This window comes from Marivirga harenae (assembly GCF_030534335.1).
GTDB lineage: Bacteria > Bacteroidota > Bacteroidia > Cytophagales > Cyclobacteriaceae > Marivirga > Marivirga harenae.
In genome coordinates this window covers 4,139,565-4,151,384 of the sequence record NZ_CP130565.1, presented here as the reverse complement: position 1 = coordinate 4,151,384, position 11,820 = coordinate 4,139,565, and the positions used below count along the sequence as shown (strand labels likewise).

Sequence of the window (11,820 nt, the reverse complement as noted above, 5' to 3'; positions counted from 1 at the left end):
AAATTATTTAACTTCCTTATCCCATATTTTTTCTGCCTTTTTCCCTATCAACCAAAATGATATAGCTATTATTCCAAAGAATAATGCCTTATGTAATTCATCCCAGAAGTATTCGAAATAACGTGTATATAGATTTAGGAAGATAAACGAAATTCCTATATTTTTAAGTAGGCTGTCCTCTCTCTTGATTCCTATTATAATTGCTCCAAAACTGGCTAATAAAAGAACTAAGCTGTACCACCACAAATGAAACTGTCTAATTTCTAACCATTTATCATAGCTGCTGTAATTTCCGAAAATCGTCAAAAACCATAGTGCCAAAAAGAAAATTATTAGTCCACTCCAATAAGTAGGTTCTAAAAATGGTTTCAGCTTTTCTGAAAGTTTAATGAAGTAAGTAACAATTAAAATTAGTGCACCCAAAATTGTAAAACGCATGGGGAAATTCATTCCGATAAACAAATAATTATCTTTTCCTAGATTATGAGTGATGGCTCCAAAGGCAAGAACAAGGGCTGTAATTCCAAATAGCCAAAGTAATTCTTTACTTCTAATCACCGCCAAAATAAAGTAAACGGAAGATAAGCCTAAAATAAAAATTCCAGGATTTTCCTCCATCCCAAATATGAAACTTATCAATCCCGTAGCTATGGCTAAAAAAATGCACCCAAAAAATGCAAAAATCTCTTTACTATATTTTTTTCGTACCTTCTTTAAGTTGTATCGGTAATCAAACCAAAAACATAGAACACTTAAAAGCAGAAAAGTAATCGATTTGGTTACGTAAGAAGTAGAAATTAAAGAGTCGATTAAATCCAGTAAAGCTTTATCAGCAAAGACGCTAACAACAGCGATTAACAAACTGACCACAGCAAAAAGAAATGAATAGTAAGCCAATGATTGCCAATTGAAAGCTTTTATTTTTATACTTTTATCAAGTTCTTGGGCCTTTGGTTCGTCTATCAAACCGCTTGACTTCCAATAAATAATTGCTTTATTGATGGTATCTTTTTCCTTTTTGCTGATTTGCATTATTAAATATAGAAGTTAGGATTTAGATTAGAAAAAATATTTTTAGCCTTTATCCTTTTTGGTGCCCGCATAGAGTTCATACTCTAATAGTCTACACTCGATTTTAGCATTCATAAACGGTATTCTTCTCTTTGTTCTTAATCCGATTTTCTTGGCTAAAGTCAGGTTGCCTGTAAAAACATAGCCCGTTTTACCTTTGCAATCTCGCTTAAAAAAGTCACCGATTTGAGCATATACATTTGCTAAGTCCTGTTCATCACCTAGTCTTTCTCCATATTCAGGATTGAGAAATACTACTCCCTCACCTTCTGGTATAGTACTGTCCCTAAAATCTTTTTTCTCGAAATTGATAGCATCAGCTACTCCAGCCTCTTCTGCATTTTGCTTGGCGGCTTGAATAGCCATTCTGCTGTTGTCACCTGCAATAATTTCACAAGAAATTGTTTTTTCATTGGCAACGGCCTCTTCTTTAAGCTTCTCCCAGTAATCTAAGTCAAAGCCTTTCAAATGATGAAAACCAAATTTCTCACGACTTTGTCCTGGTGCTTTGTTGGCGGCAATGCAAGCTGCCTCAATAGCTAAAGTTCCTGACCCACACATAGGATTAATAAAAGCTTGTTTTGGTGTCCAATTGGATGCCAAAATCGTAGCAGCTGCCAAAGATTCCATCATCGGTGCTTTTCCTGGAATTTTTCTATAACCATGCTTGGCAATAGTTTCTCCAGAAGTATCCAAATAGATCGAGACTTGATCTTCCATCCAATGTAAGAATACTACCATTTGATTTCTTAAAGGTCCAGAATCAGGTCTCACTCCAGTCTTATCTTTTAAGCGATCAACTATGGCATCTTTAACTCTCACATTAGCAAATTGCGTATTCAATATCTTTTCATTATTTACATAAGAAGTGATACATAAATAACCGTTCTCATCTAAATAATCTTCCCATTTTATTTGATAGAGTTGTTGATATAATTTGTCCGGATGGTTGGCTTTGAACGATTTGATCAAGAAAAGTACTTTATTAGCAGTCCTTAAATGTAGATTTAATTTCATACAATCATTCCTGGTACCTTCCAAAGCAACATCTAAAGGACCTTCATGAGTTATTTTGTATCCTATAGATTCTATTTCCTGTCTTAAGATAGGTGCAATAAAAGGGGGGCAAGGGAGAACGATTTTACTTTTTTCCATTGAGCAAAGTTAAAACAAATTCGTGACCCATTTCCATTCAATTTTGATTTCCTGTATATTCGCAATCCAATTTGAAAATAAAGATTATGAAGCAGTGGTTTTTGTGCAAAGTGAAGTATCAAAAAGAAGATGAGAACGGAAGATTAAAATCCGTTACAGAGCCGTATTTGGTGGATGCCGTTTCATTTACGGAAGCGGAAACTCGCATTTATGAAGAGATGGGAGAACGCGTAAGAGGCGAATTCATGATAACCGGAATCAGCAAAAGCAAAATAGTAGATGTTTTTCATTACGAAGATGCAGATGTGTGGTATAAGTGTAAAGTGGTTTACTATGTAGCGGAGGAAAGTGGGAAAGAGAAGAAGATTGTCAATCAAATGATTGTAACTGCTAAAAACGTAAAGGAAGCTTACGATAGAATATATTTGAGTTTGAATAATATGTTGGTTTCTTTCCAGGTGCCCGAAGTAATTGAAAGCCCAATTATTGAAGTATTCAATTATACCGGTGACATATCTCCAGAGTCTTCTGAATTGCAAGAGGAGGTTTCAGAGGAAGAAGCCCAATAAATGATGAGTTGCTTTTCCAAAGTTTAAGAACTTTGGAAAAGCTTTATAGCTATTGAATGTTTAAACTCCAGTCATATTCGTAGAATTCAACTTTATAATTTTCAGGGATTTTATTTGTCCTATATTTATTAATGTAGGATAAAGCATCGCTTGACTCCATTTTAAAATCTCTTTCATACCACTTAAATATTTTAGATACTTCTACTAAGTTTTTATTGGGTTGTACTTTAGTAAAATCTGGATTGTTTACCGCATTGGTGGTTCGCTCATTCAGTTGAGCTTCTAGATTATTAGCGGTATATGCAAAGTCGGCTAATTCAGGACAACTTGCTGCAGCACATGAAAAAGCAAAATGTACTCTTGGGTCCTGAAATGGAATGATCACTTTTCCTTTTTCAATTTGATCTAAAGTCAACATTTCTCCACCCACATTATGTTTCACTTTATCAAAGAATCCGTTTTTATCAATGGCTGATTTTAGAGGGAAATACTCAGTAATTTGTCTAATTACTATAATATTGTAAGCATTGATATAAAGCGCCTTGGTCTCGTTTTTACTTAAGTCGTTTATTTTAAGTGTTGCTATGGAATTATATAATTTTTCAACATCTTGAAAGTTTTTTTTCAATCTCTTATAATCGACTTTTCCATTTTGGACATAATTTTTCAATAAGGTATCGACTTCGCTATTGAATTTTGTAATCGCTTGTCCGGAGGCCATCACACTTATTCCAAAGTATAATATGGCAATAATTGTAAATTTAAATGTTTTCATTGTGTTTAAGTTTTTAATAAGAAACGAAGACAATTCAATTTTGGATTGCTTTTTATTGTCTCCGACTTGACAATTGTTTAGATTTATTAGCATTAATATTGAATTAAGAAACTAAAAGATTTGAAAACAAACCTTATGAGGAACATCATAATCATTGGAAATGGCATTTCAGGAGTAACTACTGCAAGACATATCCGCAAACATAGTGAAGATCATATCACTATTATTTCTGCAGAAACTGAACATTTCTTTTCCAGAACAGCTTTGATGTATATTTACATGGGGCATATGAAATATGAAAGCACTAAGCCTTATGAGGATTTTTTCTGGAAGAAAAATAGAATTGAATTAGTCTACGATTTCGTAGAGAAGATTGATTTTAAGAGCAAGTCTCTACAATTAAGAAAATCTGAAAGTTTATCATATGATGTTCTAGTATTAGCAGTAGGTTCTAAATCCAATAAGTTCGGTTGGCCAGGGCAAGATCTAGAAGCAGTACAAGGACTTTACAGTTATCAGGATTTAGAAGGTATGGAGAGGTATTCTCCAACCACACAAAATGCCGTTATTGTAGGTGGTGGATTAATCGGCATAGAAATGGGAGAGATGTTCCATACTCGCGGGATTGATGTCACTTTTGTTGTTCGTGAGAGCAGTTTTTGGAATAATGTATTACCGCCTGAAGAATCGGAAATGATAAATCGACACATTCGCAAGCATGGGTTCAAGTTAATGTTGAGTACGGAGATAGATGAAATTCTTGATGACGGAAGTGGCAGAGCAAAAGGGGTTCAATTGAAGGAAGGTGGAGAATTGGATGCACAGTTTGTTGGACTAACAGTAGGAGTTTCTCCTAATATTGATTTTCTGAAGAATTCTGAGTTAGAAACAGGAAAGGGCATTAAAGTCAATGAGTATTTCGAAACCAATCAACCAGATGTTTATGCCATAGGTGATTGCGCTGAGTTTGAAAAAGCTCCTGCAGATGACAGGAGACCGATTGAACAAGTTTGGTACACGGGAAGAATGCATGGAGAAACCTTAGCTCAGACTATTTGTGGAACTAAAACTGCTTATCAACCTGGGGTTTGGTTTAATTCGGCTAAGTTTTTGGATATTGAATATCAAACCTATGGTCAAGTATCCAATCAACCTGATGATGAAACAGAGGAGCATTTTTATTGGGAGCATGAAAAGGGAGAGAAATCTATAAGATTGGTGTTCAGCAAAAGCGATAATACGCTAAAAGGAGTAAACTTGATGGGCGTAAGATATCGACACGAGGTTTGTGATAAAATGATGAGAGATAAATGGCCAATGAAAAAGGTCTTTCAAAATTTAAAAGAAGCCAATTTTGATCCGGAATTTTTCAAAAAGTATGAAAACGAGCTGGTCGGGATGTACAATGAAAGATATCCCAATGAGCAGGTTAAGGTAGGTAGAAAAAAGGTGTTAGGAATATTTTAAATAGATATATGAAAAGCTTGAAATTAATACATAAACTAGGACTAGTTGTTTTCACTTTAGGTTTTTTAACCTATTTGTCCTTATTCTTTTTGGGGCAATATCAACTGGATAAAAAAGACTTGCAAGATGCAGTAGGGGAGCAATCATTTGCAGTTGTCAATAAGTTTGCAGAAGATGTCTACGGAAAGAAATATGATAATCAGTTCGCTTTCGTAGGTGATTTGAAATCAACTTTGAAGGCAGCAAATACTGAAATCAAATCAACATTTGAAATCAATGTCAGTTTGGCGGAAAAAATTTCTAAGTCAGCCGACCTCAAGTCTTTTCAAAAATCTTCAATTGAGGAGGCAATAGGAGAGCCTTCAAGTGAAGTTGAAAAATGGCAAATCAAACAATTAAGGGATTATACCGGCTGGATGGAAGGTAAGGAATATAATTCATCGGAAGAATTAGCTGTACAGTTGCAAAAAGTGATTGGGGATGTCAATAATTCAATTATATCACAGAAGGGTTTTAGTAAAGATAATATTAATAGTAAAGCATTTACGGTCGCCAAAAAATCTGAAGTAGGACCAGTTGCACAAAATCCATGGCTGTGGCTGTTTTTAACCATTGGAGTTCCAATCATTGGTGCCATTATGTATTTATTGCCGCGATTAAAGATACAGCATGCCGGAATTAAGAATGATGGAATATTTCACAGTGCCCTAAAAAACAGAGGTTGGATTGGTATTCTTTTAGGGACGTTTCTCATTAGCTTTTATGTATTTCTTTATTGGTTTCCAGAGTATATGACCTCATGGATTGTTATGGTTGATCCTGTAAGTAAGATGCTAAGTGGTAACCCCGCCAGTCAATGGTTTATGTATGGTTTCCTTTATACTCTTGCTATTTTAGTGATGGGAATTCGGATGATCATTAAGTATAGACATAGTCCTTATCAAATGGTTAGAACCGTCTCTGTCATGTTCTTTCAATTAGCTTTTGCTTTTGTTATTCCTGAGATATTGGTTCGCTTAAATCAGCCTTATATGGATTTAAAGAATATGTGGCCGCTAGATTACAGCTTCTTTTTTGATTATAGATTGAACGAAATGGTAGAAGCAGGAACCATCGGACTTTTTATGTTAGGGTGGGGAATAGCATTATTTACTTTAGGTGTGCCAATTTTCACTTATCTGTACGGGAAGAGATGGTATTGCAGTTGGGTTTGCGGATGTGGGGGATTAGCTGAAACCTTGGGCGATCCATACAGACAACTATCAGATAAATCACTAGGAGCTTGGAAAATCGAAAGGTGGTTAATTCATGGAGTATTGGTTTTTGCAGTCGTGATGACGGCTGCTGTTTTATATACATATTTCACCGGGAGCTCTAAGCTTTTGGGGATGAATACTTATAATATAAGAGCGGTCTATGGTTTCGGAATTGGATCTGTATTTTCTGGTGTAATTGGTACCGGGTTTTATCCTTTTATGGGAAATAGAGTTTGGTGCCGATTCGGATGTCCTCTTGCAGCCTATTTAGGTTTAGTACAGCGATTCAAATCTAGATTTAGAATCACTACAAATGGAGGGCAATGTATCTCATGTGGTAATTGCTCTACTTATTGTGAAATGGGTATTGATGTTAGATGGTATGCTCAAAGAGGTCAAAATATTATCCGTTCTTCTTGCGTTGGTTGTGGAGTTTGCTCTTCTGTTTGTCCAAGAGGTGTTTTAAATCTTGAAAATAGAGATGAAAACGGAAGGTTTAATCAACCTTCTTTAGTTGGGAATGATAGTTTTGGGGTGCAGAGTTAATACAAGAAGAGTTCTCTAGAACTTTTAATTCTATATTTTTGTATTATATTTGTGATATACAAATATAAAATAGCCATGAATATAACAACAACGCTTCCCAAACACCTTGTTGATTTATTGGCCAAAAAGGCTAATGAACTCAATATGCCTAAGAATAAATTGATAGAAAAGGCCTTAACTGTCTATTTAGAAAATATAGAAAAGGCAGAATATGCCAAATCCTACCAAATGGCAGGAGATGACTTAGATGTTATGATGGTTGCAGAAGAAGGTATGCAAGATTACTGGAAGCAACTCAAAGATACGAACGAAGAATGAAGCAGGCTGAAATTTGGAATGTGAACCTAAATCCTGTGAAAGGAAGTGAGCAAGCAGGTTTCCGGCCTGTTGTCATTTTGAGTGGAAATTTGGCTAATGAATTTTTACGAACCATAATAGTTTGTCCACTCGCAACAAAAGTGAAAGGCTATAAAGGTAATCCTGTTTTAGAACCTGATATTAGAAATGGATTGAAGGAAAAGTCAGAGATTTTGGTTTTTCATATTCGCTCCATTTCAAAAGACCGATTTATTAATAAATTAGGGGAGGTTTCGACAGACCACATGGAACAAATGAAGAAGACTTTAGGAGATATTTTGAAGTATTAATTCTTTTTTCTAGCTCTCTAGAAATCCTTTAACAAAATCACTTACTAAATAAGATAGTAGTTTTCCAGTGCTATTATCTTTTAATCCAGTTTCTAATTCGGTAGCTGCTTCACAAATATGGAAATAGGATGGATGTAAATTATGACTAGTTTGATAGACATAATATCTTGCATTTGTGGTGCTAAAACCAGAGGGTGTCATGGCCGAACTTAACACTCCTTCAATGCTGTCCGTGTCTAGTTCAATACCGCATGTTTTATTTTGATTGAGCTGAATGAAATCAAGTAATGCCTCTTCAAAAGTGATTTTTTTTCTTAAATAAATATCCTCCCAAAAAAAGTAGCGAATGCCTTTATGCTTAGCCATCTCATCCAGCATATTTTGGCTATTGTAGTTTTCATGAAGACCTAAAATACTATAGTCTGCCATATATCCTTTAGCCTTTGCGTTGCTAAATGGATTGCCGCTATGTCTGCCTTCCAAAGCTCTGAAATCAGCATGTGCGTCTAAATTAATCACATTTATGGCCTTATTCTTTGCTAAGCTAACGGCTTTAATAATTGGGAAAGCATTGGCATGACTGCCTCCTATAACAATCGGAATTTTTCCAGCTGCGGAAATTTCTTGAATAAGTGGGTATACTGCTACATCAACAATAGGAACTAGTTTTCTAAAATCATCAACAAATTTAGCATTATCTGCCATTTGCTGAAAATTGAAATTTCCCAAAAGGTGAATGCTTTCTCCATTCAATTTGTAGGTATGCTGACTATTAAGGAACGCTGTCAAAAAAGAATTCCAAGCGGTATGGGTGCCACTTACTCCCAAATTTCCTTTTACACCAATCGATTCTTCAATTCCTAATAGGACAAATTTCGCAGTAGAATTTTTAAAATCATTTCCATAAGCGATTTTCTCACCAATTTTAGTTTCTCCTTCTCTTGGCTTTAGGTAGCTATGTAAATCTTGTTCGTCAAAAAAATGAAAGTGCTTTATATCCATTCTCCTTTTATCATGACCTTTTCAATGTTCTGAGAGCCAAAAGCATAAGGCATGTAGGCTAAAGAAGGAATATCCTTTGTCAGTATCAAGTTAGCTCTTTTTCCTTTAGAAATGGAACCGACTTCATTTTCAACTTCCATCGCAAAGGCTCCATTTAAAGTAGCTGCATTAAAAGCTTCCTCAGGTGTTATTTTCATTTGAATACAAGCAAGAGAAATCAATAAGGGAATATTTCCACTTGGTGAAGATCCTGGATTATAGTCCGTAGCTAAAGCAATAGCAGCTCCTGCATCAATTAATTCACGAGCTGGCGGATATCCCATTCTTAAAAAGAAAGCAGCTGATGGAAGCAAAGTGGAAATAATATCATTTTCACCAAGCAATTTGATTTCTTCTTTTCCTAAAGTCTCTAAATGGTCAACACTAATAGCATTTGTTTTTATTCCCAACTGAACACCGCCACTATTATTCAATTGATTGGCATGAATTTTTGCTTTCAAGCCGTATTTTGCACCCGCATTTAAAACTTGCTCACTTAAAGTCTCATCAAAAAAGCCTGTTTCACGAAATACATCGATATAATCTGCTAATTTTTCATCTGCTATTGCGGGCAACATTTCATCGATAATCAGCTTTATATAAGCTTCTTTATTTTCTTTATAGGGCTCTGGAAAAGCGTGTGCACCTAAAAATGTAGATTTAACAGGAATATGGACTGTTTCTTTTATTCTTCTGATTACTCGAAGCATTTTGAGCTCAGCTTCCAGACTTAATCCATAACCACTTTTGATTTCTAAAGCACCTGTTCCAAGCTGCATTACTTCATTGACTCGAACCATGGCTTGTTCAAATAGCTCATCTTCGGAAGTATCAGCCAATCTTTTAGCTGAATTCAAAATTCCACCTCCTTTAGCTGCAATTTCAGCGTAGCTTAAGCCTTTTATTTTGTGAACAAATTCGTCTTCACGGCTACCTGCAAAAACAATATGAGTATGTGAATCACAAAAAGCAGGTAAAATAGATTTTCCTTTGGCATCGAATATTTCGCCCTGAGGTTCGACATTCAAATCCTCCATTTTGCCATAATCATGAATAATTCCGTCTTTTACTTCAATAAAGGCATTATGAAGAGAAGGCATTTCTCCTAAAGCTTTACCTCTCAGTAATTCTGATTTTTCTCTGTTGCCAAAAAGTGATTTTATGTTTGTTATGAGCATGGGTAAAAGTTGGATGATGGGTGTGGGGTGATGGATGTTGGGTGTAGGATGTTGAATTTCCTTCACTTTAATTTTCACTACCGGAACCCATTGTTTTTGAATTTTATTTAATTTTTGATCTATAGCTTATCATCATATTCATTAATAGATAAGCTTGGTCATAATTGATTTTGAAGCATTCATTATCTATATACTTTCTTCTATCGGCTTTATATAAACATGTTACTACTTCTGCCAAGGACCGAATCGAATATCCTAAAAACCTTTTGTTTTCAAGTGATGATTGAAGGATAGAACCTTCTGCAATATTTAAGGCAATTGAGTCAACAGCTCGCCTGATTTGAGAAGTTAGGTTATAAATTTCAGATTTAGGAAATTTTTCTGAGATATTATAAATCCCTTCAGCATAATCCATTGAAAGCTGCCAAATTCTTAAATTTTCAAATTTAAAGCTCATTTTGTAGGATTTTGGTTTTCGAAATAATTCTACATTTTTAAATACTTTATGAAGTAATAAAATTTCCATGAATCATCAAAACCATTTCAATCTGGGTTGCCAAACTATCGAATTGCACTTTTACACCCATCATCCATCACCCCACATCCAACACTACTTAAAACTCCGCGTTATCCGGTGTCCGTGGAAACGGAATCACATCCCTAATATTTCCCATTCCGGTTACAAAAAGCATCAATCGTTCGAAACCTAAACCGAAGCCACTGTGAGGAGCTGTACCGAACTTACGAGTATCTAAATACCACCACAATTCGTCCTCTGGGATCTCCATTTCTCTCATTCTTTCAGTGAGTTTTTCTAGTCTTTCTTCTCTCTGAGAACCGCCAACAATTTCTCCAATGCCTGGAAATAAAATATCCATAGCACCTACGGTTTTATCATCATCATTTTGACGCATATAGAATGCTTTGATATCTTTAGGATAATCAAATAGAATAACTGGTTTTTTGAAATGCTTTTCTACAAGAAAACGCTCATGCTCCGATTGTAAATCTGCTCCCCAACCTTCAATGATGTAATTAAATTTCTTCTTTTTGTTTGGCTTGCTGTTTCTCAATATTTCTATTGCATCCGTATAACTAACTTTTTCAAAGTCATTGTCTAAGATGAATTGTAATCTTTCCAATAAGCCCATTTCCTGACGCTCATTTTGAGGTTTTTGCTTATCCTCATCGTCAGCTCTTGCAGCTAGAAAATCTAAATCTTCTTTGCAGTTATTTAAAGCATATTTCACCACATACTTTAACATTTCCTCGGCAAGATTCATATTATCATTCAAATCATAGAAAGCCATTTCAGGCTCCACCATCCAGAATTCAGCTAAGTGACGGGTGGTGTTGGAGTTCTCCGCACGGAATGTTGGGCCGAAAGTATATATTTCTCCTAAGGCCATGGCACTTAATTCGCCTTCCAGTTGACCAGAGACCGTAAGATTAGTTTCTTTTCCGAAGAAATCTTGTTTGTAATCTACTTTTCCATCATCCGTCATCGGGATTTTATCTAAGTCGAAGTTAGTGACATGGAAAGTTTCACCAGCACCTTCCGCATCGTTGGCTGTAATGATTGGAGTATGTAAATTATAAAATCCTTTTTCATGGAAAAATTGGTGAATGGCAAAAGCCATCGCATGTCGAATTCTGAAAACAGCACTAAATGTGCTGCTTCGCATTCTGAGGTGTGCTTTTTCCCTCATGAACTCCATAGAGTGCTTTTTGGGTTGCAACGGATATTTTTCAGGATCTGCTTTTCCTAAAACCTCTATCTGTTCCGCAACAATTTCCACAGACTGGCCTGCTCCTTGAGAAGCAACAACCTTTCCGATTACGCTTATTGCAGCTCCAGTTGTGATATCTTTTATAATATTTTCAGAAATAGCTGCTGGATCAGCAACAATTTGAATGTTATTAATGGTCGAACCATCATTAAGCGCAATAAAAAAAACAGGTTTACCACCTCGTTTTGTCCTTACCCATCCTTTCACATTTGCCTGTTGTTCAGTAGCTTCACTAGCTAATAGTTTTTTGATTTTAACTCTTGCCGGAACAGTCATATAATTATTGCGTTTATTTATATTAGAATTTAGTTCGTCAAAATTCGAT

General features: G+C 35.4%; 12 protein-coding genes. 5 read left to right on the top strand and 7 right to left on the bottom strand.

What is annotated here, in order from left to right:
- Positions 1-3: 3 nt before the first annotated feature.
- Together Q3Y49_RS17715 and Q3Y49_RS17710 are read right to left on the bottom strand one after the other, a co-directional pair.
- The gene (locus tag Q3Y49_RS17715; RefSeq protein WP_303269970.1) at positions 4-1,032 is read right to left on the bottom strand and encodes a hypothetical protein; all 1,029 of its coding nucleotides are present in this window, start codon (positions 1,030-1,032) and stop codon (positions 4-6) included.
- A gap of 42 nt (positions 1,033-1,074) precedes the next feature.
- Positions 1,075-2,226: a THUMP domain-containing class I SAM-dependent RNA methyltransferase gene (locus Q3Y49_RS17710; RefSeq protein WP_303269969.1), complete on the bottom strand. Its 1,152-nt coding sequence runs from the start codon at positions 2,224-2,226 to the stop codon at positions 1,075-1,077.
- 86 nt (positions 2,227-2,312) lie between these two features.
- Between Q3Y49_RS17710 and Q3Y49_RS17705 the strand changes: the two genes are divergently transcribed.
- The gene (locus Q3Y49_RS17705; RefSeq protein ID WP_303269968.1) at positions 2,313-2,795 is read left to right on the top strand and encodes a DUF4494 domain-containing protein; all 483 of its coding nucleotides are present in this window, start codon (positions 2,313-2,315) and stop codon (positions 2,793-2,795) included.
- Positions 2,796-2,844: 49 nt separating this feature from the next.
- On the opposite strand, the gene Q3Y49_RS17700 is transcribed toward Q3Y49_RS17705, so the two are convergent.
- Positions 2,845-3,570 (bottom strand): DUF547 domain-containing protein, encoded by a 726-nt coding sequence (locus Q3Y49_RS17700; protein ID WP_303269967.1) that lies wholly within the window; start codon positions 3,568-3,570, stop codon positions 2,845-2,847.
- A 135-nt stretch (positions 3,571-3,705) separates the two neighbouring features.
- Here Q3Y49_RS17700 and Q3Y49_RS17695 point away from each other — a divergent pair, with 135 nt between their 5' ends.
- The 4 genes from Q3Y49_RS17695 (at position 3,706) to Q3Y49_RS17680 (ending at position 7,486) form a co-directional block, all read left to right on the top strand.
- On the top strand, positions 3,706-5,037 hold the full coding sequence (locus tag Q3Y49_RS17695) for an NAD(P)/FAD-dependent oxidoreductase (protein ID WP_303269966.1): 1,332 nt from the start codon (positions 3,706-3,708) through the stop codon (positions 5,035-5,037).
- Positions 5,038-5,045: 8 nt separating this feature from the next.
- Positions 5,046-6,839: a 4Fe-4S dicluster domain-containing protein gene (locus Q3Y49_RS17690; RefSeq protein WP_303269965.1), complete on the top strand. Its 1,794-nt coding sequence runs from the start codon at positions 5,046-5,048 to the stop codon at positions 6,837-6,839.
- A gap of 75 nt (positions 6,840-6,914) precedes the next feature.
- Positions 6,915-7,157 (top strand): CopG family transcriptional regulator, encoded by a 243-nt coding sequence (locus Q3Y49_RS17685; RefSeq protein ID WP_303269964.1) that lies wholly within the window; start codon positions 6,915-6,917, stop codon positions 7,155-7,157.
- The gene (locus tag Q3Y49_RS17680; protein WP_303269963.1) at positions 7,154-7,486 is read left to right on the top strand and encodes a type II toxin-antitoxin system PemK/MazF family toxin; all 333 of its coding nucleotides are present in this window, start codon (positions 7,154-7,156) and stop codon (positions 7,484-7,486) included. Before Q3Y49_RS17685 ends, Q3Y49_RS17680 begins: the two co-directional genes overlap by 4 nt.
- 9 nt (positions 7,487-7,495) lie before the next feature.
- On the opposite strand, the gene Q3Y49_RS17675 is transcribed toward Q3Y49_RS17680, so the two are convergent.
- The 4 genes from Q3Y49_RS17675 to asnS all read right to left on the bottom strand — a co-directional run bounded on the left by Q3Y49_RS17675 (position 7,496) and on the right by asnS (position 11,771).
- Complete coding sequence (locus Q3Y49_RS17675; RefSeq protein WP_303269962.1) at positions 7,496-8,488, bottom strand: formimidoylglutamase; 993 nt, start codon at positions 8,486-8,488, stop codon at positions 7,496-7,498.
- Positions 8,479-9,783: an imidazolonepropionase gene (gene hutI / locus Q3Y49_RS17670; protein ID WP_303269961.1), complete on the bottom strand. Its 1,305-nt coding sequence runs from the start codon at positions 9,781-9,783 to the stop codon at positions 8,479-8,481. The genes Q3Y49_RS17675 and hutI overlap by 10 nt, the downstream gene beginning before the upstream one ends.
- A 25-nt stretch (positions 9,784-9,808) precedes the next feature.
- A complete protein-coding gene (locus tag Q3Y49_RS17665; protein WP_303269960.1) occupies positions 9,809-10,162 on the bottom strand; it encodes a four helix bundle protein in 354 nt (117 codons plus the stop codon).
- A gap of 157 nt (positions 10,163-10,319) precedes the next feature.
- Positions 10,320-11,771, bottom strand: coding sequence for an asparagine--tRNA ligase (gene asnS / locus Q3Y49_RS17660; protein WP_303269959.1), 1,452 nt, complete (start codon positions 11,769-11,771; stop codon positions 10,320-10,322).
- Positions 11,772-11,820: the final 49 nt, after the last annotated feature.

Excerpts from the sequence above, each read along its gene's own strand:
- Q3Y49_RS17715 (WP_303269970.1), bottom strand. The coding sequence starts at position 1,032 with ATGCAAATCAGCAAAAAGGAAAAAGATACCATCAATAAAGCAATTATT.
- Q3Y49_RS17710 (WP_303269969.1), bottom strand. The coding sequence starts at position 2,226 with ATGGAAAAAAGTAAAATCGTTCTCCCTTGCCCCCCTTTTATTGCACCT.
- Q3Y49_RS17705 (WP_303269968.1), top strand. The coding sequence starts at position 2,313 with ATGAAGCAGTGGTTTTTGTGCAAAGTGAAGTATCAAAAAGAAGATGAG.
- Q3Y49_RS17700 (WP_303269967.1), bottom strand. The coding sequence starts at position 3,570 with ATGAAAACATTTAAATTTACAATTATTGCCATATTATACTTTGGAATA.
- Q3Y49_RS17695 (WP_303269966.1), top strand. The coding sequence starts at position 3,706 with ATGAGGAACATCATAATCATTGGAAATGGCATTTCAGGAGTAACTACT.
- Q3Y49_RS17690 (WP_303269965.1), top strand. The coding sequence starts at position 5,046 with ATGAAAAGCTTGAAATTAATACATAAACTAGGACTAGTTGTTTTCACT.
- Q3Y49_RS17685 (WP_303269964.1), top strand. The coding sequence starts at position 6,915 with ATGAATATAACAACAACGCTTCCCAAACACCTTGTTGATTTATTGGCC.
- Q3Y49_RS17680 (WP_303269963.1), top strand. The coding sequence starts at position 7,154 with ATGAAGCAGGCTGAAATTTGGAATGTGAACCTAAATCCTGTGAAAGGA.
- Q3Y49_RS17675 (WP_303269962.1), bottom strand. The coding sequence starts at position 8,488 with ATGGATATAAAGCACTTTCATTTTTTTGACGAACAAGATTTACATAGC.
- Q3Y49_RS17665 (WP_303269960.1), bottom strand. The coding sequence starts at position 10,162 with ATGAGCTTTAAATTTGAAAATTTAAGAATTTGGCAGCTTTCAATGGAT.
- asnS (WP_303269959.1), bottom strand. The coding sequence starts at position 11,771 with ATGACTGTTCCGGCAAGAGTTAAAATCAAAAAACTATTAGCTAGTGAA.